16 protein-coding genes are annotated in these 26,296 nt (G+C 45.6%); 13 read left to right on the plus strand and 3 right to left on the minus strand.

Annotated elements, in window-relative coordinates:
• Positions 1-9 precede the first annotated feature (9 nt).
• From CLV98_RS14475 to CLV98_RS14500, 6 genes are all read left to right on the plus strand, one after another.
• Positions 10-3,102, plus strand: a complete 3,093-nt coding sequence (locus tag CLV98_RS14475; RefSeq protein ID WP_109675133.1) for an efflux RND transporter permease subunit — start codon at positions 10-12, stop codon at positions 3,100-3,102.
• 60 nt (positions 3,103-3,162) lie between these two features.
• Positions 3,163-4,494, plus strand: coding sequence for a TolC family protein (locus CLV98_RS14480; RefSeq protein WP_109675135.1), 1,332 nt, complete (start codon positions 3,163-3,165; stop codon positions 4,492-4,494).
• Positions 4,495-4,694: 200 nt separating this feature from the next.
• A complete protein-coding gene (locus CLV98_RS14485) occupies positions 4,695-7,094 on the plus strand; it encodes a TonB-dependent receptor (protein WP_109675137.1) in 2,400 nt (799 codons plus the stop codon).
• A 52-nt stretch (positions 7,095-7,146) separates the two neighbouring features.
• Complete coding sequence (locus CLV98_RS14490) at positions 7,147-7,986, plus strand: CvfB family protein (protein WP_109675139.1); 840 nt, start codon at positions 7,147-7,149, stop codon at positions 7,984-7,986.
• A 160-nt stretch (positions 7,987-8,146) separates the two neighbouring features.
• Positions 8,147-9,979, plus strand: a complete 1,833-nt coding sequence (locus tag CLV98_RS14495; RefSeq protein WP_109675141.1) for a cytochrome-c peroxidase — start codon at positions 8,147-8,149, stop codon at positions 9,977-9,979.
• A gap of 10 nt (positions 9,980-9,989) precedes the next feature.
• Positions 9,990-11,444 carry a purple acid phosphatase family protein gene (locus CLV98_RS14500; protein WP_109675143.1) on the plus strand — a complete coding sequence of 485 codons (1,455 nt, stop codon included), beginning with the start codon at positions 9,990-9,992 and terminating at the stop codon, positions 11,442-11,444.
• Positions 11,445-11,513: 69 nt separating this feature from the next.
• Here the strand turns inward: CLV98_RS14500 and rihA are convergent, their stop codons facing one another.
• Positions 11,514-12,452 (minus strand): pyrimidine-specific ribonucleoside hydrolase RihA, encoded by a 939-nt coding sequence (rihA, locus tag CLV98_RS14505; RefSeq protein ID WP_109675145.1) that lies wholly within the window; start codon positions 12,450-12,452, stop codon positions 11,514-11,516.
• Positions 12,453-12,835: 383 nt separating this feature from the next.
• Here rihA and CLV98_RS14510 point away from each other — a divergent pair, with 383 nt between their 5' ends.
• From CLV98_RS14510 to CLV98_RS14525, 4 genes are all read left to right on the plus strand, one after another.
• Positions 12,836-14,533, plus strand: a complete 1,698-nt coding sequence (locus CLV98_RS14510; protein WP_109675147.1) for a sodium:solute symporter family protein — start codon at positions 12,836-12,838, stop codon at positions 14,531-14,533.
• A 361-nt stretch (positions 14,534-14,894) separates the two neighbouring features.
• Positions 14,895-16,253: a TolC family protein gene (locus CLV98_RS14515; RefSeq protein ID WP_109675149.1), complete on the plus strand. Its 1,359-nt coding sequence runs from the start codon at positions 14,895-14,897 to the stop codon at positions 16,251-16,253.
• A gap of 25 nt (positions 16,254-16,278) precedes the next feature.
• A complete protein-coding gene (locus tag CLV98_RS14520) occupies positions 16,279-17,448 on the plus strand; it encodes an efflux RND transporter periplasmic adaptor subunit (RefSeq protein WP_310588724.1) in 1,170 nt (389 codons plus the stop codon).
• 74 nt (positions 17,449-17,522) lie between these two features.
• On the plus strand, positions 17,523-20,684 hold the full coding sequence (locus tag CLV98_RS14525; protein ID WP_109675153.1) for an efflux RND transporter permease subunit: 3,162 nt from the start codon (positions 17,523-17,525) through the stop codon (positions 20,682-20,684).
• Between the two features lie 487 nt (positions 20,685-21,171).
• Here CLV98_RS14525 and CLV98_RS14530 read toward each other — a convergent pair whose 3' ends face one another.
• Positions 21,172-22,482, minus strand: a complete 1,311-nt coding sequence (locus CLV98_RS14530; protein ID WP_158281264.1) for a DUF4270 family protein — start codon at positions 22,480-22,482, stop codon at positions 21,172-21,174.
• A gap of 579 nt (positions 22,483-23,061) precedes the next feature.
• On the opposite strand from CLV98_RS14530, the gene CLV98_RS14535 reads away from it, so the two are divergent.
• Positions 23,062-24,090, plus strand: a complete 1,029-nt coding sequence (locus CLV98_RS14535) for a Kelch repeat-containing protein (protein ID WP_229203381.1) — start codon at positions 23,062-23,064, stop codon at positions 24,088-24,090.
• A gap of 49 nt (positions 24,091-24,139) precedes the next feature.
• Complete coding sequence (locus tag CLV98_RS14540) at positions 24,140-24,502, plus strand: DUF4907 domain-containing protein (RefSeq protein WP_229203382.1); 363 nt, start codon at positions 24,140-24,142, stop codon at positions 24,500-24,502.
• Positions 24,503-24,555: 53 nt separating this feature from the next.
• Here the strand turns inward: CLV98_RS14540 and CLV98_RS14545 are convergent, their stop codons facing one another.
• The gene (locus CLV98_RS14545) at positions 24,556-25,605 is read right to left on the minus strand and encodes an endonuclease/exonuclease/phosphatase family protein (RefSeq protein ID WP_109675159.1); all 1,050 of its coding nucleotides are present in this window, start codon (positions 25,603-25,605) and stop codon (positions 24,556-24,558) included.
• Positions 25,606-25,788: 183 nt separating this feature from the next.
• On the opposite strand from CLV98_RS14545, the gene rimP reads away from it, so the two are divergent.
• The gene (rimP, locus tag CLV98_RS14550; protein ID WP_109675161.1) at positions 25,789-26,271 is read left to right on the plus strand and encodes a ribosome maturation factor RimP; all 483 of its coding nucleotides are present in this window, start codon (positions 25,789-25,791) and stop codon (positions 26,269-26,271) included.
• The last annotated feature ends 25 nt before the right edge of the window (positions 26,272-26,296 follow it).

A 26,296-nucleotide genomic window follows, 5' to 3' on the forward strand; every position in this document is an offset into this window, starting at 1 on the left:
AACCCCGTTATGAACATTTCCGAATTATCCCTAAAACGACCGGTATTAGCCATTGTAATGAATCTACTCATTATATTGTTTGGCGTGGTGGGGTACAATTTCCTTTCCCTTCGCGATTACCCGGCCATCGATCCACCCATCGTTAACGTCCGCACCAGCTATACCGGCGCCAATGCCGATATTGTCGAAAGTCAGATTACCGAGCCTCTAGAAAAGAGTATCAATGGTATTCCAGGCATCAAAAGCATCAATTCCTCGAGTCAGATAGGGTCGAGTAGCATCACGGTCGAGTTTAACCTAGAGACGGATTTGGAGGCTGCTGCCAACGATGTCCGCGACATGGTAAGCCAGGCCCAACGAAACCTCCCTCAGGACATAGACGCCCCACCGGTGGTGCGCAAGGCCGATGCCAACAGCGATTTCATCCTCTTATTGGCCGTTCAGAGCCCGTCCAAGGGGCTATTGGAACTCAGCGAATATGCAGAAAACGTGCTTCAACAAAGCCTGCAGACCATCGATGGCGTTAGTGCCATCAATATTTTTGGTCAAAAACGTTATGCCATGCGCCTTTGGATAGACCCCGACCAGATGAGCGCCTACAACGTATCTTTTAACGATATCAGCACGAGCCTCAATCAAGAGAATGTGGAGCTCCCCGCTGGGAAAATATATGGTAATAACACCGAATTAACGATCCGTACCTTAGGCAGGCTCCAGACCGAAGAGGATTTTAAAAACCTGATTATCAAAAACAATGATACGGGTATCGTGCGGCTAAGCCAAGTGGCTAAGGTGGAGATTGGCCCCGAAAATGAAGAACAAAGCTGGAAATACAATGGCGTGTATGCCGTAGGATTAGCAGTAATTCCGCAACCTGGAGCCAATTATATCAAGATCTCCGATGAGTTTAATAAACGGCTCGACGACATCAGACGATCCAACAAATCGGACATTTCATTTAATGTCCTTATTGATAATACCAGCTTGGTTCGCCAGTCGCTCGAAGAAGTAGAGGAAACCCTTTTTATCGCCTTTAGCCTCGTGGTGATCGTGATTCTATTCTTCTTTAGGAATTTTTTGGTAGCCGTCCGTCCGTTGATCGACATTCCTATTTCGTTGATTGCCACATTTTTCGTGATGTACCTTTTTGGCTTCTCGATCAACATCCTTACCCTCTTGGGCATTGTACTGGCCACCGGACTAGTAGTCGACGACGGTATCGTGGTCACCGAAAATATATTTCGTAAGCTCGAGTCGGGCCTGCCCATCCGACAGGCCGCGTTAGAAGGGAGTAGAGAGATATTTTTTGCGGTAATATCGACCTCCTTAACCCTAGCCGTAGTTTTCCTTCCCGTCGTGTTTCTAGAAGGATTTGTAGGAAGCCTTTTCCGAGAGTTTGGGATTGTAGTAGCTTCGGCGGTATTGATATCTGCCTTTGTATCCTTGACGATCACCCCGGTATTGAACGTTTATTTGAATCGCAAAAATGCACAACACGGTTGGTTTTACAACAAGACAGAACCCTTCTTCACGGGGATGGAGTCCATTTATAATCGACTACTGAAGGCCTTTATGCGGGTACGCTGGATGGCCTGGGTATTGGTGCTCGCCTGTGGCGGCATCATCTGGTTTACCTATACGAACCTACCCAGTGAGTTGGCTCCCATGGAAGACCGTAACAGTCTTAGGTTCTCACTGACGGCTCCAGAAGGAACGAGTTTTTTGCAAATGCAACAAATAACCGATGAACTTAGCGATTACCTCAACGACTCCATACCCGAAAAGGCCTTTATATTTACGGCTACTCCAGGATTTGGTGGGTCGGGTATGAACAGTGCATTTGGGCGAATTGGACTGGTACCCGCCTCTGAGCGCGTTAGGAGCCAAAACGAAATAGCCCAGGCGATTAGCAAAAAGCTTCCTGAATTCAATAATTCTAGAATTTTCGCTACTCAAGAGCAAACCATTGCCGTAGGTATAGGATCCAGAGGGGCCGTTCCAGTTCAGTTTATATTACAAAATCTGGACTTTGAGAAGCTGAGTGCTGTATTACCCGTATTCTTAGAGGAGGTTCGGAAAGACCCTACCTTTCAGAATGTTGATGCCAACCTCAAGTTTAACAAACCAGAGGTTCAGTTGACCATCGACCGCCTCAAGGCCAAGGATCTAGGACTTTCCACCACCGATGTAGCGGCTACCATACAAGCGGCCTTCAGCGGGAGAAGATTGGCCTATTTCATTATGAATGGCCAGCAATATGAAGTGATAGGGCAGGTCAAAAAATCGAGTAGAATGACGCCTGCCGATATTGAAAAACTTTATGTGCGCAATGACGCTGGTGAAAACATCCCCATTTCATCGGTCGTAAATCTCCAAGAGGAAAGTGGCCCACCTACCATTTACCATTACAATCGCTATAAAAGTGCGACCCTGTCGGCCTCCTTGGCAGAAGGAAAAACGGTGGGCGATGGAGTAGTAGCCATGCGGGCCATAGCCAGCCGATTGCTAGATGAGAGCTTTCAGACCTCTCTCAGCGGCCCATCTCGCGACTATGAGGAGAGTGCCTCTAACACCAGTTTTGCATTTGGCTTAGCCCTACTATTGGTCTATCTCGTACTAGCGGGGCAATTCGAAAGCTTTACCGACCCCTTCATTATCATGATTACGGTACCTTTAGCCCTGGCAGGAGCACTTTTAAGTTTATACCTTTTCAACCTCACGATCAACATTTTCTCTCAAATAGGGATGATCATGCTCATAGGACTGGTCACCAAGAATGGTATCCTCATCGTGGAGTTTGCCAATCAAAAGAGAGAACAGGGCCAAGACCGACTCAAAGCGGTGGTGGAGTCGGCAACCCAACGTTTACGACCAATTTTGATGACTAGCCTAGCCACAGCCTTTGGCGCCTTGCCTATCGCTATGAGCCTAGGAGCAGCGGCCACCAGTCGGGTTCCCTTGGGGGTCGTTATTGTGGGAGGCCTCATGTTCTCTTTGTTACTGACTTTATTTGTGATACCGGCGATCTACACTTTTATATCGCCTAAGCACGAAATTATAACCGAAGAAGCCAAAATGATTCAGGAAATCCAACAAACCTAGGGCCTACCTCTCCTTTTGCATATAAAAATATCATTTAAAAACTACCTAAGCTACCTATTCATGAACCCTATTACTCGCCTAAAATATATCCTAATCATCGGCTGGCTCACCACGATAACCTTGTCCGCTCGGGCCCAAACTCCGGTGGATACCTTGTACCTTAGCCTGGAAGACGCTCTGGACCTTGCCGTAAAAAATAGCTATGAACTTGAAATAGCCAAAAATACGTTGGAAGCCAACACCCTTTTGAATCATTATGGAGTCGCTGGAGGCTTACCGACTGTGGCGGGGACCCTGTCGAACACCGAGCAAATCACCAACCTCAACCAAAAGCTCAATAATGGCAATGAAACCAATAAGAAGGGAGCTACCGTCAATAACACCCAGGCCGGCATAGCGGGAAGCATACTGCTCTATAATGGTCACCGAGTAGTGGCAGCAAAAAAAAGACTAGAATATCAACAACTCCAAAGTCAGGAGTCGCTGCAAGAACAACTACAAAACACCTTGGCCTCCGTAATGGCTAGTTATTATGACGTGGTGCGACAAAAAAGTTATATCTCTACTATAAAGACATCTATAGCGGCCTCCCAGAAACGTCTGGAAATTCTTGAGGTTCGAAAGGAGGCAGGCATGGCCAATAATTCGGATATATTCCAGGCCCAAATAGATCTTAACACCCTTCTGCAGACCTTAATGGAGCAGGAAATGGTCGAGAAAACCTCCAAAACTCAGCTGCGCTATATCATGGCCCTAGATTCCCCCATCGAAATCGCAGTAAAAGACACCATCGTATTAGCACGCAATATCGACCTCACAGCCATTCTTGAAGGATTGGAACGAAACCCAACCTATCAGGCGGCAGAAAGGCAAATTCAGATCAACCAGCAATTGGTTAAAGAAACAGCGGCATTAAGATACCCTACCGTTCGGCTGAATCTAGGCTATAATTATTCTCGCAACCAAAGTACGGCGGGCTTTACCCTCTTAAACCAGACGATAGGACCCAATGCAAGTGTTACCGTAGCGGTCCCTATCTATAACGGAAGTGTATTCAGGCGCCAAAAGCAAGTGGCCGAGCTAGACGTACAAAATGCCAAAGCCCAAAAAAACATACTCTTGCGGGACTATAGCTCAGAGGTTATCAAGCAGTACGAAACTTACAAAAGTTCCTTGGAGCAAATTACCATTCAACAAGAAAATTACGAGCTGAGCAAAAAACTATTGGACCTTACCCTGATGCGTTTCGAGCTCATTCAGGCCACAATTATTGACGTCAGAGAGGCTCAAAAAAGTTTTGAAGAGGCCGGTTATAAGCTTGTAAACCTAAACTATGCGGCCAAATCTGCCGAAATAGAACTGAATCGTCTCAGCAACCAACTGGCCAATTGAGTTTCAATAAAAAGACATTGCCTCATTAATCGGCGTGTTAAACATTATAGTTCTTTTCAGTGTTTTAAGAATATCTGACTATTTAGTGCGAACTTACCATTAAATTCTAATTTTGAACAGTCAGGAAAGCTTATCAGATGGAGCGCGGCCCCAACTGATAAGCTTTGGTAAGGTTTTTGCTTACTAACAGAAAAAAGTCTATGAAAAATCTCTTCGCTTTCCTCATATTTTCCCAATGTGTACTCTTCGATGCATTCGCTCAAGAGGAGCAAAAACGGCGAATCGTGGGAAAATTGGTCGATCAAAGCGACCAACCGGTTCCTTTTGCTACTGCGGCTTTGTACCACAGTGCCGACTCTACGCTACATACAGGTGTTACCACGGAGGTAGATGGGGCATTCGCCATAGAAACGACTCCTGGAGCCTATTACCTGAATATAAGCAGTCTTACGCATCAGGATCAGGTAATCGGTAACCTTACCCTCACCGTTGCCGACATGGACCTAGGCATTATCACCATGACGAGCTCATCCCAAATATTAGAGGAGGTACTCGTTCGTGGAGAAAAAAGCCAGATGGAGCTTCAGCTCGACAAAAGAGTTTTCAACGTCGGGAAGGATTTGAGTAATATTGGAGGTAGTGCCTCCAGTATTCTAAACAACGTTCCTTCGGTAACCGTCGACGTGGACGGCAACGTGGCTTTAAGAGGGAGCCAAAATGTGCGAATTTTGATTAATGGAAAACAGTCGGGAATGATCGGCTTAAACCCGGCAGAGGCATTGAAACAAATCCCTGGCGATCTCATCGAAAGCATAGAGGTAATCACCAACCCATCGTCGCGATACGACGCCGAAGGGGAAGTGGGGATACTGAATATAGTGATGAAAAAGAATGTACGCTACGGACTCAACGGCTCGTTTGTGGCGAATTTGGGCCATCCTGCCAATTATGGGGGCTCATTTAATATCAATTATCGTAAAAACAAGACCAATCTGATTGCCAGTTATGGCCTCAGCTACAGAGACCGTCCGGGGCGCGGCAACTCCGAACAAGCCTATACCAGTGCCGATACCAGTTTCGTTTACCAACAGACCAACCGACGAAACCGAACCGGACTCTCCAATACGGGTACCTTCGGTATGGATTACTTCGCCAATCAGTACAACACCCTGACCACGACTTTCTCCTTTCGTTACTCTCAAAACAAAAACAACTCCAACCTAGAATATCTGGATTTCAATCAGAATAACGAACTAACCAATACCGTCATTAGGGAGGAAATAGAAAAGGAGCCTAGTATAAACCTAGAGGGGAATTTGATGTACAAAAAGACCTTCGAAAGAAAGGGACAAAGCTTCAATGTGGACCTGAAATACATTATCAGTGATGAAACGGAATCGGCCCAATACCGGCAATATGCGCTAAGTGAATCATCGGTATTACGACAAAGGTCCTTCAATACAGAAGATGAGAAAACGTTTCTCCTTCAGGCCGATTATATTCAACCCATTGGAGAAGACGGCCAGATGGAGGCTGGACTTAAGAGCTCGATCCGGCTATTAGACAACGACTTTTCAGTTCATCAGCTCAACGAATCGGACAACTGGCAAATCTTATCCGATTTTGACAATTATCTGGCTTATGATGAGAAAATTCATGCCGCCTATTTCATGGGAAGCAACAAATTCGGAAAGTTCTTCGCCCAAGCTGGGTTGCGGGGTGAGTTGTCGGACATCACCACCACGCTTAAGAAAACCAACCAGACCAACACCAGAAAATATTTCAACCTTTTCCCGAGTGTACATCTATCCTATCAGATCGATAAAAAACAAACCTTGCAATTGAGCTACAGTTATAGGCTTAGCCGCCCTGGTTTTCGTAATTTATTGCCCTTTTCAAACTTTAGTGACTCTAGGGTCTTTAGGGCTGGAAATCCTGAGCTAAATCCTGAATATACCCATTCCTATGAAGTAGGTCATTTGATCAACATGGAAAAAGGCACTCTGCTTTCCAGCGCCTATTATCGTCGGCGAACAGGGGTTATTGAGTATATAACGAGCGTCGATAGTACGGGATTTACAACGACTATGCCCATTAATTTATCGACGGGCGACTCTTATGGCCTTGAGTTTAATCTTACTTACGACCCCTTCCCCTGGTGGAAGCTAAGTGCCAATGCCAACTTATTTAGGAGCCAAAATCAAGGCCAGTTCAACGATCAGATCCTTAAAAGCGACACCTACTCCTGGAACAGCCGGATGACGTCTCGCACGACCTTATTCCAGAATGTGGATTTCCAAGCGGCATTGAACTACCATGCGCCACGTAAAACCACCCAAGGGCGCGACCTAGCCATGTATGCCTTGGATTTGGGCTTGGCCAAGGATATACTTAAAGGAAATGGGACCATTAGCTGCAGTGTCAGGGATCTACTCAACTCCCAAAAGAGAAGACGCATCGTAGAAAGCGCTGGCTATTACTCTCGTTCCGAATTCCAATGGAGCCCCCGTCAAGTGGTTTTGAGCTTTTCGTACCGACTTAATCGTAGCAAAGAGAAACAAAAAGGGAATAAGGAAGACAACTTTGGCGATGATGAATGATTTCTAACCGCCTAACTGGTATCTTTGTTGCCAAACATAACATTTAGCAGAAATGCTCTTTATAGGAAAATACAATAATTTAACGATAGAACGCGTCACTAGTGTCGGCATGTTTTTAAGTGAAGTAGAAGGGGAAGAAGTTTTATTGCCCAACCAGTACATCACCGAGGACATGAAGATTGATGATGAAATTCGTGTTTTCGTTTATCAGGATTCGGAACATCGCCCCGTTGCCACTACAGAGACTCCCAAGATCATCCGCAACCAGTTTGCCGTTTTGGAGGTCAATGACGTCACCGAACATGGCGCATTTATGGACTGGGGCCTGATAAAGGACCTCTTCGTGCCTTTCAGAGAACAAAGCACTCCCTTACAGGTAGGAGAAAAACATGTAGTTTTTCTTTATTTGGACCAAAAATCTTCGAGGCTTATCGCTTCCACTAAAATCGACAGGTTTCTGGAAAATGATCGCTTGACGGTGGCCGAAGGTGACGAAGTGGAAATATTGGTCTGGAGTAAAACCGACCTCGGGTATAACGTCATCGTCAACCAGTTTCACAAAGGTCTCGTTTATGATAATGAAATCTTCACCGACCTCAGCATAGGAGACACCCGAAAGGCCTACATCAAAAAAATAAGGGAGGAAAACAAGCTCGACATTAGTCTTCAAAAAATAGGCTATGAAGCCGTTGAGCCCAATGCCAAAACTATATTGGACCAGTTGCAAGCGAGTGGTGGTTTCTTAAACCTTGGCGACAAAAGCTCTCCTGAAGACATATATGCCCGCCTAGGCATGAGCAAAAAGCTATTTAAAAAGGCTATCGGTGGACTCTATAAACAAGGCCGCATCCGAATATCAGATGATGGCATAACCTTAACCGCCGAAGACTGACCTCGCCCTGTTGGCCGGCACCCATACCACTCTGCCGGCCAACAGACCCGCTCCACCTTATTGCCCCCCGCTCCTATCGACTCGTTCGCGATTCCATTTCTGCCAAACTAGTCCTTTAGTTACTTTATGGAGTATAGTAGCATACAGCAATAATACCAGAATGTCGTTTTACCAAAAGTTGCTTTTACTGCTAATACCAGCCTATTTGTTAATCTCCTTCCAGCGACCACAGTCGTTCCAGTGGAAGGAACCCATAGCTACTACCCAGACCCTCCTCTTCTTCAAATCAGAAGCCAAAATTTTCGCTACGCGTACCGACCTCCTACTTACCGCTCTTAACAACCTAACAGCGGATAGCTCGTCGGTACATGAAGCCAAACAACAACTGGCCGCATGCCGACTTGCCTACAAAAGAATTGCTTTTTTTACCAATTACTTTTTCCCCAGCGAAACGCGGATGTACAATGCCGCCCCAGTTACCGAGGTAGAAGAGCCTACCTTAGAGTATGTTGAGCCCATGGGCCTACAGCAAATCGAGTCCTTATTATTCGAAAACGATGCGTATGCGTATAAGGCCGAACTCGTGCAAGTAGCACGAGTCTTACATGCGGCAGTGGCCGATTTACCGGCCTTGCTCTACCAATTTGAACTTACCGACGCCCAAATTCTGGAAAGTATCCGGCTCGAATGGCTACGAATTATGAGCCTTTACGTGAGTGGATACGACGCTCCACTCTTAAAAACTGGGATTGCCGAGGCTTTTCAAGCTACCAAGGCCTTCCGGGAGGTTTTACACCCGTATTTGCAAGATGACCGCGGTGCTGAAATAGATCGTCTGCTCATGGCTTCTGAAATGTATTTTAAAAACCATCAAGATTTCGACCGTTTCGATAGACTCCAATTTTATACCGACTATGCCATTCCATTCCAAAAGGCCTTGGATGCCTTTGCTCGTACTCGTGGCCTGTATACCAATAGTAGTATCTTCCTAAACGAAAACACGCCCAATATTTTTGCCAAAGATGCGCTACTATTTGAAAAACAAAATACCCCTAATGAAAAAGGCTCCGTGCTTATTCAATTGGGTGAAAGGCTTTTTATGGACCCAGCCCTGTCGGCCGATGGTCGGGTTAGCTGCTCTACCTGCCATATCCCCAGCCTCTATTTTCAGGATGGGTTGGCTAGGAGTAAGTCCATGAACCCTCATGAAAAGCTCAAACGTCATACCCCCACCCTGCTATATTCGGCTAACCAGCGCATTCAGTTTTGGGAAGGACGTGCCGGTTCCCTGGACCAACAGGCACTGGATGTACTTTTTAATCCGCTAGAAATGGGGGCGGATAGCCTAAAACTTTTGGCCTATTTAAGAACTTTACCGGCCTATCAATCAGGCTTCACCCAGGCCTATGGTGCTGGCCAGGCCGTGTCGATGACCCAGGTTACGAACGCCCTAACTGCTTACGTCAGTACGCTAGCGCCCTTTTCTTCGGATTTTGACCGATATATCGCCGGCGACCCTACCGCCCTGGATGAAGGTCAGAAGGCGGGATTCAACCTATTCATGGGCAAAGCCCAATGTGGCACCTGCCATTTCATTCCATATTTCAATGGTCTGCTCCCACCACTCTTCGACATTTCCGAAATAGAGATATTAGGCACCCCACTAAACGAGGATCTGGAACACCCCAGCGTCGACCCCGATGAAGGCCGTTACGATCTATATCGTGTCCCTTATTATAAGGGGGCTTTCAAAACCCCTACAGTAAGAAATGTGGCACAAACGGCGCCTTATATGCATAATGGCGCCTTTAGCAGCTTGGAAAAAGTGGTCGACTTCTATAATGAAGGAGGAGGCGTAGGAATAGGTCTAGACATTCCACATCAGACCCTATCCCCCCTCCCATTGGAGCTTACTAATACCGAGATACAAAATTTGGTTGCCTTTATGGAATCCTTAACTGATAACCCAAAAACCTTTACCCATAATTATTAATTGAATAACCATGTACAACAAATCGTTCCGACTCATTCAAATCGTACTGCTCGCCTTACTTCCTCTGCTGGGGTTGGGGCAGGCCCAAAGGGAAATCCCTTACATTCAAAAACATAAACACTTAAAAGGTATTCAAGCAGGATTGCTACGCGGCCCTTACCTTCAAAATGCTACTCCTACCAGTATGACCGTCCGCTGGAGGACCGATTCCTACGACAGAAGCCGGGTGCAATACGGTGAAAGTCCCGACCAGCTAACGAAGTTTGTGGACGACTCCACCCTAGTATCGGAGCATATCGTTAAGCTCAGCAACCTGCAGCCGTATACCAAATACTACTATAGTATAGGAAACCTAGCGGATACGACCTTACAAGGCGATGCCAACAATTTTTTCTACACCTTACCTGAGGAGGGTAGCGAACAGCTAATTCGGGTAGCCGGCTTTGGCGACTGTGGTAACAACTCCGTCAACCAGCATTTGGTACGTGACCAGATGATCAAAGCCATCGGTGATGAAGGCATCAACGCCTGGATATTAATGGGGGATAATGCCTATGGCGACGGTACTGATGCCGAGTATCAAGCCAAGTTTTTCAATGTATACAAAGATGAATTGCTCAAGAAATACCCCTTATTCCCCTCTCCTGGCAACCACGATTACCGAGACTTCCGCTCTGCTTCGGCAGAAGATGCGCACAAAATGGCCTATTATCAAAATTTCAGCATGCCCACCCAAGGGGAAGCTGGAGGAGTAGCTTCCAACACCCAGGCCTACTACTCTTATAATATCGGCAATGTTCATTTCTTATCGCTAGATTCTTATGGGCCCGACCAGGTAGGTAATTTTATGTACGACCAACTCGGCCAGCAGACCGAATGGGTTAGAAAGGACCTTGAGGCCAATAAAAGCAAATGGGTAGTGGCCTATTGGCACCATCCTCCCTATACCATGGGGTCCCATAACTCCGACGACGACGACGAGTTGACGGCCATTAGAGAGAATTTCATCCATAACCTCGAGGAATTCGGTGTAGACCTCGTGCTATGCGGCCATAGCCATGTATATGAACGCTCACGACTGATGAAGGGTCATTATGGTAAAGAGGCTACCTTCGATGCCAAAAAATATAACCTTAGTGCCTCTTCAGCTCTTTATGATGAAAGCAAAAATTCGGCCCCATACCTCAAGAAAACCGACAATAACCAAGGAACGGTATATGTGGTAAGTGGCTCGTCGGGAGCTTTAGGTGGTCACGAAGACAGCTATCCACACGATGCCATGTATTTTTCGGAAAACCAGATAGGGGGTGCCGTGTTACTGGAAGTGCAAGGCAATAAGTTACAATTGAAATGGATTTGCTCCGACGGCTCAATCCGTGACAAATTTACGATGATGAAAGACGTGACGAAGGCTGAAGAAAAGATTCTTTTGAAGGATAAAATTCTGGATAAAGACAGACAATAAAGAAGCATATGCCTGTGCTGGGTACATACTACCCAGCACAGGCCTCTATCCTATTTTAATCCCGAAAGCTTAGGGCAAGGCGGCTATAGACGTAGCGAGCAGATCGATATACCGCTCCCTATTTAAGTCGTAGACCACCTCTACATTAGGCTTTTGAGCAAGAACCCGATAAAAATCGACTACCGTAGCCCCCGTGGTATAGGCTCCCTGGGTTTCTACACGCACATAGCAGGACTTGGACTGGAACATCTCCGGATCCATCAACCAGGCTATGGCACAGGGGTCGTGTAGGGCCGCACCTCCATGGAGCTCGGTACGGTTTTCTCTATAAAATTTAGAAAAGAAATCGAGCAAGCCAGCAGCAACTGTTCCGGTCTGGTTACCAATGGCCCGAAACCGGGCAATGTCCTCGGCGTAAACCAGGGCTTTATGGGTAACGTCCAAGCCACACATGGTAATAGGAACTCCCGACTCAAACACGATAGCGGCTGCCTCCGGATCGGCATAAATATTGAATTCGGCCAAGGGGGTCATATTCCCTCGGAATATCCCACCCCCCATCAAGGATATCCGTTTTATTTTATGCTTTAAATGCGGGTAAGTCGAAAGTAGTAAGGCTATATTGGTAAGCGGGCCTGTGGGTACTATCGTGATAGGCTCCGAACTAGCCTCTAGAATATGCGCTATGCCCTCAGCGGCCGGAGTAGACTCCTGTTCGAACGTAGGGACGGGTAGTTCGGGGCCGTCTAGCCCCGTCTCCCCATGCACATAATCGGCGATAATCAATTCGCGGTGCAGCGGTTTTTCAGCTCCTCGAAAAACGGGTACCCGTTGGCCTATGAGCGTTAAAAGTTTGAGGGCGTTACCCAGGGTCTTGTCCTGGGTTTGGTTGCCGGCCGAGGTGCTGACTGCCTTGACGTCGAAACGGCCGCTCCCAAAGGCGAGCATCAACATCAACGCATCATCATGCCCCGGGTCGCAGTCGATTATGATAGGTATTTTATCCATAGTAGTATTTTGCTATCAATCATCAGCATACAGCCAAGTAGGTTACCCGGCACAGGTTGATTCTTTCCTTGAGGCCTGTGGTGGGTTAGTACCTCAGCTGATTTTCTTAACAATTGTTAATTTGGTTCTAAAACCCCCAAATTATATAAAAAACAAGGAAAAGTATGCGAAATATAATGCAAAACCGTTGTAGTTTTATCAAAATCCTAATTGGATAATAATCTAGGCCTCTACTCCCAAATCATGAAAGAAATAGAAAAGCTACCGCCCGATCGTGACGGACTTCCTCCATTTGTAAAAAACTGGAACCAGTTGTACCTCCTTTTAATTGCCACGCTTGGCTTGCTTATTGTTCTATTTTACCTCTTCATGATACATTTCCAATGAATTACCTTGACTGGATCGTTCTGGCCCTCACCCTTTTATTTGTAGTTTCTTACGGTATATATAAGAGTCGCGAAAAACAGACCATGGACTCATTCCTGTTGGCAGGTCAGTCCTTGCCCTGGCATCACGTCACGCTCTCATTAATGGCTACTCAGGCGAGTGCTATCACCTTTTTATCGGCGCCAGGCCAGGCCTATACCGATGGCATGCGTTTCGTACAATTCTATTTTGGACTTCCACTGGCCATGGTAGTGCTCTGCATTACTTTCGTTCCGAAGTTCCATAGGCTCAAAGTATTTACCGCCTACGAATTCTTAGAGAGTCGGTTTGACCTGCGCACCCGAGGCCTTACCGCCATGTTGTTTCTATTGCAGAGAGGGCTCTCTACTGGGCTGTCCATATATGCCCCATCGCTTATACTCTCTACCCTGCTAGGCTGGGACATCACCTGGACCAATATCATATCTGGAGCCCTGGTGCTGATATATACCATTAGTGGGGGCTCGAGGGCGGTATCTTATACGCATCAGCAGCAGATGGGGATCATTACAGTTGGAATGGTAGTGGCGGGGTACATGGTCGTAAAATACCTACCTCCAGGGGTTACCTTTTCCGATGCCCTACATGTAGCGGGTAAAATGGGAAAAACCAACGTGATCGATTTCAGTTTCGACCTTAACAATCGCTATAATGTATGGTCTGGGATCATAGGAGGCTTCTTTTTACAGTTATCGTATTTTGGTACCGACCAGTCGCAGGTAGGGCGCTTCCTTACGGGGCGTTCGGAAGGTCAGAGTAAGCTAGGGCTGGCCATGAATGGCCTATTAAAGATCCCCATGCAGTTTCTTATATTACTCGTGGGGGTGCTGGTATTTGCCTTTTATCAATTTACCAACCCACCCCTATTCTTCAATGAGACGGCCGTACAACAGGTAAAAGGCTCACCTTATGAGGAGGAATATCGGGCCTTGGAAAAGCGCCACGATGCCATACAGTCAGGGAAACATGAGCATGTAATGGCGCTCACGGAAGCCCTTCGCGAAAAGGACGAAGATGCTATAGCCCTAAGTAGAACCAAACTCGGCTCTATTGAGGACGAAGTCAAGAAAGTCAGAGGGGAAGCTACGGCCGTCATTTCTAAGGCCAATGGGTCGGAAGTCAATGATGTGAATTATATATTCCTTCGCTTTGTGCTGGACTATCTGCCCGTGGGCTTGGTGGGTTTACTAATAGCCGTCATCCTCCTGGCGAGTATGGGATCGGTAGCTTCCGCATTCAATTCCTTAGCCTCCTGTACCGTAGTCGATATCTATAAGCGGATCTTCCGCCACGATTCCGAAGGAATCAATTATGTATTATCCTCCCGCTTAGCCACCTTTTTCTGGGGTGTTTTCTGTGTTGGTGTCGCCCAATTTGCCTCCCGTTTGGGCAGCATGATCGAGGCTGTCAATATATTAGGATCGCTCTTCTATGGTGTAATTCTAGGCATATTTCTGGTAGCCTTTTATTTCCGTAAAATCGGCAGTCGGGCCGTATTTTGGGGAAGTATACTGGCGGAGTGTTTCGTCATTACCAGCTTTATACTAGAACTTACTGCATTCCTATGGCTCAACCTTATCGGATGTGCTTTGGTCATTATGTTTGCCGCAATTTTCGAAAAACTATGGCCCGAAGAAAACGTAAAATCCGCCTAAATCGTAACAACACCGCACTATTTTTGGTTAAAAAATGATATTTTAACGATACGCCCCTTTCTAGCAAATTAATTTTTGCCTTTTCTGAAACTATTCGAGGACGTTTATCCTTTATTAGTACAATTGATCTGAAAAGATTAGAAAACCTAGACTCCAGACATTCTTCAAAAGAAATTGAGTAACCATTTATCAAAAAAAAGTATACTTAATAACTTATTTGAACTAAAAAATGATTTGGAGCTCTAGAGGCATTATTAAATCATTAATTAACAATCACTTAACATCCGCTATTTATAATTCCTATCCGCAAGTTAGGTTGGGGGATTTGTAACTAGTAATTTAATATTAAATCCAAACTTACATGAAGTATCCGTCTAAACGAGGTAACGCCTTGTGGTTGGCAATTGGAATGGCCTTGGTTTTGTCATATTGGCCAAGCACCTCCTCCGCTCAAGATGTGGGCACCGACAGCCCTTCACAAACCCTAGAATCGGCTGGTTTGGAAAGCATTATCGCCTATGCCCTCAAGCATCAACCTAATGTTCAGCAATCGGTTATTGACGAAAAGATAACTGAGAACCAAATTCAAAGTAAATTAGCAGACTGGTATCCTCAGGTCAACTTTAGCTATAATTACCAGCACAATTTCGTCATCCAGACGAGTATTATTGCCGGCAATCCCGTTAAGCTAGGGGTTAAAAACACTTCTGCCACCCAACTCACTCTTTCTCAGCAGATCTTTAACAGGGACGTACTATTAGCCAACCGGACCAAACAAGACGTTCAGCTACGGGCTAATCAGAATACCACCAATACCAAAATCGATCTTACGGCGAATGTTTCGAAGGCTTTTTACGATGTTCTGGCCACTACCGAACAGATCAACGTAGCCACTGAGGATATCCGTCGGCTGGAGCGAAGCCTTAAAGATGCCAATAACCAGTACCAGGCCGGCATTACCGATAAAATTGACGTTAAGCGAGCTACCATTACCCTCAATAACACCAGGGCTAGTAAGAAAAGCAGTGAGGAAGTGTTGAAGGCCAAAATCGAATACCTAAAATCCTTAATGGGCTATCCGGAGAATGAACCCCTACAGATTGCCTATGATACGTTACAAATGGAGCGTGAGCTATTTATAGACACGACCCAAGGCCCTACCTATAATCAACGGATCGAATATCAAATTCTGGAGACTCAAAAACGATTGGCTCAAGCCAACTTGCAGTACAATAAATGGAGTTTTTTGCCTACCATCACCTTGAATGGAGCGTATAATATGAACTTCCAAAATAACCAATTCACCGATTTATATGGTCAAAGATATCCAAACTCCTACGGTCTGATCACCGTTTCCTTGCCGCTATTACAAGGTGGTAAGAGGAAAGCCAATGTAAGCCAGGCCAAATGGCAGCTAAAAAGGGCGGACTTGGACTTGGTGAACCTAAAGAACAATATTAGGTCGGAATATACGACTGCCTTGGCCACCTACCAAAGTAATTTAACAAGCCTTTTGGCACAAAAGGAAAACGTAAGCTTGGCAGAAGAGGTCTACCAGATTATCCAATTACAATACCGGTCAGGACTGAAGGCCTACCTGGAGGTGGTCACCGCCGAAACAGACCTCCGTTTGGCACGCATCAATTATTACAATGCCCTATACGATGTACTGTCTAGTAAAATAGACGTTCAACGCGCTCAAGGACAGTTCAACAATTAACATTCCCGATTTATCGATTTCGAAGATGATAACAAGAATAATCTCACCGAATAATACCCCTATGTTACCTCAACTTAGACCCTTATTGGCCTCAGCCATTTTAATGGTGGTGCTTTGGTCCTGTGGCCAGAAGGAGCAACAAAAACCGACTCAGCCACAAGAAATTCCGGTTACTGTCATGGATGTAAATACCCAAACTGCCACCTATCAGGATCAATACCCGGGTACGGTAATAGCGCTGAATGAGGTAGAACTTCGCCCTCAAGTATCCGGGTTCATTTCTGGAGTACATTTTAAGGACGGAGCTAGGGTAAAAAAAGGGCAACTATTATACAGTATTGACGCCCAACTATATGCGGCCAACTACGACCAAGCTGTGGCCGCCCTACATGTACAAGAAGCGAACTTGGCACGGGCTCAAAAGGATGCAGACCGTTACCATGCCTTGGCAGAAAATGACGCCGTAGCCACCCAACTGGTAGACAATGCCGAAGCAGCCTTGGAGGTAGCCCGTAAACAAACAGAAGCGGCAAAGGCCAATATCAAAGCAGTACAAACCAACGTTCGATACACCAAGGTGGTGGCTCCATTCAGCGGAACCATCGGCATATCGCAAGTTAAGCCAGGCTCCCCAGTCACTGCCGGCCAGACCCTCCTCAACACGGTTTCCACCGATAGCCAGCTGGCAGTCGATTTTAACGTAGACCAGAAGGAAATCTACCGGTTCACACAGCTTATACAGGATAATAAAGCAGCGGACTCGACCTTTACATTGGCATTTGGAAAACAAGTATACCCATATCCAGGAAAAATTGCCCTACTCGATCGGGCAGTGGATTCTCAAACAGGAACTATAAAAGTTCGTCTTACCTTCCCTAACCCTGCCAATACCCTGAGGGCCGGAATGACAGGCAATGTGCTCGTACGCAGCGATACCAATAATAATGCGGTGGTAATCCCCAACAAGGCGGTGACCGAACAGCTGGGAGAGTTTTTTGTGTACGTGATCGCCGATAGTAGTAAGGTAAGCCAACGCCGTATCGAAACCGGAAGAGTTATTGGCAGCAATATCATCGTAGAAGAAGGTCTTAATAAAGGAGATAAAATAGTGGTAGAAGGGGTCCAGAATCTTAAGGAAGGCTCTAAGGTATCTATCCAGGCCAACAAGGCCTCTAACTTGGCCAAGACCAAGTAGAATGTATTCAAACAAAATGTATGTTAAAGGCCAAATATTGAGGTCGTTAACCTTACTCGATATTCATTAGAATTATGATTGCAGACGTATTTATAAAAAGACCTATAACGGCCATCGTAAGCTCGGTGGTGATCGTTTTGGTAGGTCTTATCTCCCTGTTTAACCTGCCCGTAGCGCAGTATCCAGACGTAACACCTCCAACAGTTACCGTATCGGGTAACTTTACTGGTGCCGATGGACAAACCGTAGAACAGACTACAACCACCCCCATCGAAACCCAGATCAACGGTACCCCGGGCATGACCTATATGTCCAGTAATAGTACCAGTAGTGGGCAGAGTAGTATCAACGTTGTATTCGATGTGGGCACCGATATCAATATTGCCGCCTTGGATGTACAAAACCGAGTAAGCGTAGCGGAGCCTACCCTACCCGATGCCGTAAAACGACTAGGACTCACCGTAAGGAAACGGCAACCTAGTATCATGATCGCCTTGGCCTTGTATTCGCCCAATGGCTCGCATGATGCCCAATTCATAGGAAACTATGCTAATATCTACCTAAAGGATGCCTTACAAAGGGTAAAAGGTGTGGGTGATATTGTGACCCGTGCCGACGACTTTAGTATGCGTATCTGGCTGGACCCCGACAAATTGGCCTCCCTCAATATGGTCCCTAGCGACATATCGGCGGCCCTCGCAGAGCAAAACCTTCAAATAGCCGCGGGTACGGTTGGAGGAAACCCACAACCCAATAGCCAAACCTTCGAATATAGTGTACTCACCAATAGCCGACTAGACTCTAAAGAAGAGTTTGAAGATATAATTGTACGCAGCTCGCCTGCCGACGGCTCCATCGTCTACCTAAAAGATGTTGCTCGCGTCGAGCTAGGCAAGTTCGATTATGGCATTAATGCCTTTGTTGATGGTAAACCGGCGGCCTTCGTATTGATTTACCAAGCACCGGGGGCCAATGCCCTGGACACCTACGACGGTGTTATGGCGGCTTTGGCCAAGTTAAAGCCTGGCTTTCCTAAGGATTTGGACTATCTAATTCCCCTCGAAACGGCATCGGTAGTGCGGGTTTCTATAGAAGAGGTGCTTCATACATTTGCCGAAGCCATGATCCTTGTGGTCATTGTGGTATTTTTGTTCCTTCAAAACTGGCGGGCCACCTTAATTCCTATATTGGCTATCCCGGTTTCCTTGATCGGTACCTTTATCTTCTTTATCCCATTCGGATTCACCATCAACACCCTAACACTCTTTGCATTCGTACTGGCGATCGGGATTGTAGTGGACGATGCCATCGTGGTCGTCGAGGCCGTCCAACATAATATCGACCACGAAAAGCTGTCGCCAAAAAAGGCTACTAAAAAAGCCATGAAGGAGATTTCGGGTCCGGTAATCGCTATCGCTCTGATCCTTGCTGCCGTATTCGTTCCGGTGAGTTTCGTTCCGGGTATCGTAGGAAGGCTCTATCAGCAATTTGCCATCACCATAGCCGTGTCGGTTTTGCTTTCTGCTTTTGTGGCACTATCGCTGACCCCAGCCTTGTGTACCATTATGCTGAAACCCAGTAAGGGAGCTAATGAAAAGAAAAATATCCTGGAGAAATTCTTTGCTGCCTTCAATCGCTGGTTCGATAGGCTATCGGGACGCTACACCAATGGTGTGGCCAAATGGATCCGCGCTACGCCTTTGGTAATGGTGATGATGGTTTGTCTTTTTGTGGGACTATTTTTCCTTTTCCAAAACAAACCTACAGGGTTCATCCCTATTGAAGATGAAGGGCGGCTTTACGTGACCTACGAAATGCCTGAAGCTACTTCCACCACTCGAAATGTGGCGATGATCAAAGAAATTATGGCCCGAGTGGGTGAAATTCCCGAAGTAAGGGTAGTAGGTGGTCTGGCAGGTCTTAACATCGTGAGTTTCTCCAACAAGTCTAACGTAGGAACTATGTTTGTCAACCTACATCCATGGGCCGACCGTAAGGGAGCACAACAACATGTACAAGCCGTAATTGCCAAAATTCGCGAGAAGACGGCCGATATTCGGGAAGCACAAATAAGGCCTATTGCTCCTCCTGCCATCCCAGGCTTAGGCGCCACCTCCGGCTTTACCTTCCAGCTACAGCAGGCCACCAGTACCGACAATATTCAACAGTTTGAAACGGTTGCGCGAAATTTCTTGGCACAAGCGAACGCCCGTCCCGAAATTGGCATGGCCTTTACCTTCTTCAATGCCCGTACTCCTAGCTACGAGCTGGAGGTAGACAGGAATAAGAGTAAAAAGCTGGGCGTGAAGATTTCGGACGTCTACAGCTCCTTGTCGACCCTGTTGGGAAGTAGCTATGTCAACGACTTTAACTTGTACGGTAGAAACTTCCGGGTGATGGTACAAGCCGATAGTAGCTACCGATCTTCGATGGATAAAATTAATAAGTTTTATGTCCGCAATACCCAAGGGAATATGATCCCGTTAAACTCCTTGGTTACGTCCAAATTGATCGAAACCCCGGCCTTGATTTCTCACTATAACATTTATCGCTCCGTCGAAATTAACGGAACACCCGCCGAGGGATATAGTAGTGGGCAGGCCATCGAGGCATTAAGAGAAGTAGCTCAGAAACTACCCGATGGCTATAGCTATGAGTTCTCCGGAATGAGTAGCGAGGAAATTAAGGCAGGAAATAGCACAACGCTCATTTTTTCGATCTCGATTATATTTGTATTCTTGTTCTTGGCTGCCTTATACGAGAGCTGGTCTATCCCCTTCTCGGTTCTCTTTGCAGTACCCATTGGGGCCTTCGGATCCATCATTACCCTGACATTTATGCCTAACCTGTCCAATAATATTTATGCCCAAATCGGGTTGATTACATTAATTGGGCTCGCCGCCAAGAATGCCATTCTGATCGTGGAGTTTGCCAAGGAGCGGGTGGATAATGGAATGGAACTGGTAGCAGCTACCCTCGAAGCTGTACAGCTCCGCTTAAGACCCATTATCATGACCTCCCTAGCCTTTATACTAGGGGTGCTACCCTTGGCCTTCGCCAGCGGGGCAGCGGCCGAATCCCGCAAAACTATTGGCTGGACCGTTTTCGGAGGAATGCTTGCCGCCACCTCACTGGCCATCTTCGTAGTGCCGGTATTATTTGTAGCCATTGAGAAAATTGCGCAAGGCAAAAAGCTCAAAGCTATTCAAGCTGGAGAACATATCGAAGAAGATTAATGAATGATCGTCCATAAAAAAGTTGCTGCTCGGCTGGTTCGGGCAGCAACTTTTTTTATGTCAAAACTTCACTATTCTCCAGCTTATAAAGATAAGAACTAAGTAGTTCATCTATTGTTATTTTCAACCTCCCAACGGATCCATTCAAAGGCTTAGGGCGTATGCTTCGGCTAGGCCAGCCCCTAGGGAGCATACCTACATTAGCCGGTTGCGCCCTTTCTACATCATTAGGGCCTACGGGGGTATACAACCTACTTAACCTTCATGGTCGCCTATAAGTCAAGCCTTCCCCTGGGGTCATTAGGGGGAGGCTATTCCAAACATGCTCCACTGGATTGGTTGAGGTAGGCCCTCCCCTCCCACCTATCTATGTAAGTGAGCCTAGCAGGCAGCAGCTAAGGCATAAAAAAGCCGTCGAAATGCAATAGCATATTACGACGGCTTTAAAAGATCTATTGGCCTTTAACCCAGTACAAAAGGGGTATTCTTACTCGTATTTTACAGTCGTATAATAGAGCTCCAATTTAGAATTCTTCGACCCTATTTTCATTTTCTGATTTCCAATCACCAATCGACTCACCCCTTTCGCAAACCCCATCCGGGCTTCTGGGTAACTACCACTTACTAGTTCAGAAGTAAAAATTCCCAGACCTGAGTCAATTTTATAATCACTAAACATGATATTTGAAATAAACGCGCTCACATCGAAAACATAGTATTGTTCATTATCGATGATATTGTCGATATACGTCCCCGTAATTTGTGTCCGGCCATCCAAAGATGCCAAAGCCTGGGGTGAGTAAGGTTGTTCGGAACCAAATTCATTGTTTTTGTTGACGTAATACAGGTACAAATTCGAAGGCGCATTATACCTTTCCGTAACACTCTGATTGACTGGATAAATCTTAAGCAAGGCCCTATTAGCAACGGAATACTTTGCATATTTGAGCTGATCGAAATACGGGAAATCTACCCGGGTAAATACGCCCATACCTTCCTGAATAAAGGACATATTATTGGTTTTTTCGGAAGGGATGGCAATCCTTTTGGTGCCAGTCCCAGTGGCCAACTCGGTCCCCGTCCGGTCATTCATCACCTTGTTATAGGAATAGTTTAGGGCTACCACCTCCTTATATACCGTATTGCCCTCGAGTCCTTTCACATGATAATGTAACCGAATCCCAGCACCCGTACCTGGCATAGCAATTCCTAGAATCACGTTATTGTCTTCAGAATCTCCTTTTAAGGTTATTCCCTGCAACACATTATACCAATCCGAAGAATTACGCATCAAATTGTTCTTCGCTAAATCGAAAATTTTCAATCCCAATTCGTCTGAAAGTCGCACCTTAACGGAGTCTAAGCTGGGTCGCGGCCTAAACTCTAAAGTCCCCAAAGGGGCCTCATCGTAAGGCAGCACGGAGGTATTAAAATAGGAACTTCTCAATAAAATATCCTCCGTAACGGCATGCACCGATAACTTCATAACCTGAGTGGTGTCGCCATAATAATACCCATCGTAGTTTAAGAAAACATCCAAAGAATCGTAGACGGCGTCGTCGGGCAAGGTAATGGAACCTTGTAATTCGGGCTGAGTAAACCCTTGGGCCGTTACTGCTCCTAAATAAGGGTCGTTGTATTGACCAACAATTAACCGATCAACTCCACCTGTCATTAAGGAATCATAGACTACCGTCGAAAACTGAACGGTGGAAGTGTCACTATAAAGAACCGCAAAATCATCGGGATTAGGCTGAACTAAGGAGACGATCTCATCACCCCATTGACAGCTATACAAAGAGGCTGTCAGGCCTAGGATGAATGAGTAGGGAATTAGGCGGGAAATATATGCTTTGGATTTAAATACTTTTAGGCTCATCTAAGAATGTAACAGTAAAATGCAAAATTATGGGTTGTAATCTTACCTTACAACATATTTTATGGAAAGAGATTAATAATTATCAATTTAACGTTTTTGCAACAAACCGGAGAATGGGTACGTATACCTAATACACATAGTTTGCAATATCGGGTTGTTTCACCTCAACTAGTACGAGTATATCCGCTAACCTGTGGCAAATATGAGAAATAAAAGAAACTTATAACAATGCTAAACATAATATATAGATCACCTAAGATGCCTCAATACACTAGGATTGCAGGTATTTGACAACAAAAATAGTTCCCGAATCGTTGTACTTGGAGGGGGCATGTTAAAAAGAAATATACAAATTTTATTTACAATACTTTACTTACCAAGGCCAAGATGTTATGTTTGCAGAAAATTTAACTTTGGCGGTACTGTATAGACCACAGAAATGTAATCGCAAAAATTAATTTTTTTATCAGTAAAAATTCGTCAAACCATATAATTTTCATGTTCAATACTTTTAAGAAGACATCAATAGCCCTATTAATGGCCTCCACGGCACTTGTGCAGATTGGCTGTAATAACGATGATGCCGAAGCCGACAAATTGGGAAACTGGTATCGTGATGGCATACCTAGTTTTGGTGGGTCAGCTCGCGCTAGAGCCGTAAGCTTTCAAATTGGCGACAAAGGATATGTGGGTACCGGACTTACTAATGAAACCGTTTCTCGCGTACAAGATTTCTGGTCTTATAACGCAGCAGCTAAAATATGGTCTCAGACGGCTGCATTCCCAGGTACAGGACGTACCGATGCCGTATCTTTCGTAGTAGGAGGAAAAGCCTACGTTGGTCTAGGATACGACAGCAATACGATTTCTGATTTAGCATATAAAAAAGACTTCTTCGCTTATGATCCTTCTTCCAATACTTGGTCGGAAGTGGCTGAGTATATCGGAGGAACCCGCCAGTATGCTACAGCTTTCACCCAAGGCAACTACGGTTACGTAGGATTAGGTTATAATGGAAGTGGATACTATCAAGACTTTTATCAGTACGATCCAACCTCCGACTCTTGGAAAGAAATTGCCACCTTTACTGGTGGAAAGCGCCGTGGCGCAGTTTCTTTCACCGTCAATGGAAGTTCCTATGTAGGATTTGGTACTAGCAACTCCGGAGCTTCTACCAGCGATCTCTATCAGTTTAACCCCACAGGAAACGGTGGCCTAGGGGCATGGGTTAAAATGGAAAATGACGATGAAGATTTCCCAAGCCGTACACATGCCTTTGCCTTGGTGATAAACGAAAAAGCCTATATTGTCGGAGGTACGGGACTTTCTGACTGCTGGGAATATACTCCAGGAACCAACGAATGGGATGAAGCGACCGGTTTCGAAGGTGGCCAACGTGGTTTTGCCGCTGGATTCGTTATGGGCAACCTAGGTTACTTTGGTACAGGAAGTCCATCTGGATCGGCCGGGTATGACGACTGGTGGGCTTTCGATCCTACGGCCGTTCAGGACGACGACGATAACTAATTATAGATTAACAGGAAGAAAACCCATTATTTAATAACCTTTGGTAATTGTGAGTAAACCTGTTAAAATAATACTACTAGTAGCCAGCCTTGTTGGAATCCTTTTTTGGTTCAACAAGGCTGGCTATTTCCATTCGGAGCCAAAGTCAGCGCATCAATTGACTGTAAAGGCTACCGAAAATGGCATCGATGGCTGGGGCTATGATATCTATGAGGATAGCACCCTCATCATACAGCAGCCGTATTTGCCAGGAATACCAGGGACTACGGGGTTCCAAAGTGAGGATTTAGCCCTAAAAACCGGTGAGTTGGTCATCAACAAACTACAAAAGGGTATTTTCCCTCCTACCATTTCCCCTTCTGAACTGGACAGCCTGGGGGTTCAATTACCTTCTCCCCCACCCAGCCGGTAGTACCAGGAGACAAATCGGCTTTCACTTCTTCTGTCCTGCTCGCTCCACCTACATCACTTTTTCAGTTGGTAAGTACCTAGTAACGGAAAATGATCGGAGAAGGTCACCTTTCTAAATGTTTGGAAATCCAATAGCTCCATCTTATCCTTTTGGTAAAACTGATGATCGATGCGGATAAAATGAGGAATACCGTTGAAGGTAAAGCCAAACCCCCGCCCCTTTTCTTCGAAGGCATTGGCAAATTGATGCCTCAAGGTGCTGTATGAATAGCTATAGGGAGTTTCATTAAAATCACCCGCAACGATTTTAGGGTAAGGCGATTGGCCAATCCAGTCCATCAACAAGTCCACCTCCCTACTCCTATTGACGAAGCCACGTTTTATTTTTTGCAAGATTCGAATCCCGCCTTTTTCTAACTTTTCCTGCTGCTTTTCTTTTGCCAATTTGTCGAGCTCAAGACTCATAGAATACAAATGCACGCCAAAAACGGATACGGTATCCCCTTGCTTGACGATATCGGCCCTTATCACCCCATTCAAGAACTGAAACAACGTATCCTTCGCAAAGACGATCGGGTACTTGGAGAAAACCGTTAAACGTGCCGTATTTTTCAAATCCCCATATCGGCTATGATTTAGGGTATGGTGAAATATGTAGCCGCTCTTGCGGATACAAGGAAGCGTCGCTTTTTTATCTACCATATAATTCGAATACTCGGGAAGTACCATAACATCGGCATTGACAGCACCGAGCCACTGGCAATACGATTGTGTTTGCTCATTGGTCCTATGTGAGTTTCCTACGTTATAGGACAACACCCTCAGGCTATTAGCCCTACTGGACGCTTCAGTAGAAAAAGATTCCTTTTGACTCTGAAATGTTCGAGACCAAAACAGGAGGCTGCTCAGTAATACTAAAAATGACCACATCAGGCTTCGACGGTCAGAGACCATGAAAAGCAGAAAACAAAGGACATGGAAGCCAATCACAGCGGGTAAAGCCAAGCCGGCCAACCCTAACCACCAGGGCCTATTCACCCCAAAATAAATGATAAGAAACAAGCCAATAGTACCAATACTTACAAAAATATAGAGACGTCGCATACATTAAAAAGGGTAATCGTATTAGGACGCAATATAAGAACTTAATTCTGTCTGGCATTTACATTTGCTTTCGGAGTAACACTTGTAGATCTAATTTAATTGTATTACATTTGTGGCAGAATTCTATTTTGATCGGTTGATTGAGGGGTATTAAACCCCTTTTTTATTTATAGTCCATCTTACATGACAGTTAAAGAACAGTTGGAAGATTTGCTCAATCCGATATTGGAAGCAAGCAATTGTTTTCTTGTCGATATTGCTCTCAAGCCTTCCAAAGTAAGCCAAAAAGTATTAATTTTAGTCGATAGTGACGCAGGAATAACCATTCAGGAATGCACTTCTATCAGCAGGCAATTGGCCAAACAGCTGGAAGAGATGGAGTTTTTTTCGATGGCATATACCTTGGAAGTATCTTCCCCTGGTCTGGATCAACCTTTAATTTTACCTCGTCAGTTTCAAAAAAACATCGGGAGAAGGTTAAAAGTAACCCACAAGTCGGGGGAAAGCATGGTAGGCGAACTCTTGGAATCGTCCAATACGGAGATCACCCTACAGCTAGACGCCCCAAAAAAGAAGTCGAAAGTGGTGATTGACCCTGAGAGCTTAAGAAAGCTGATTCCTTTAGATCAAATCGCCAAGGCAATGGTAGAAATATCATTAAAATAACGAGGTCCCGCATGAACAATGCGGT

This window comes from Dyadobacter jejuensis (genome assembly GCF_003149085.1).
Classification (GTDB): domain Bacteria; phylum Bacteroidota; class Bacteroidia; order Cytophagales; family Spirosomataceae; genus Dyadobacter; species Dyadobacter jejuensis.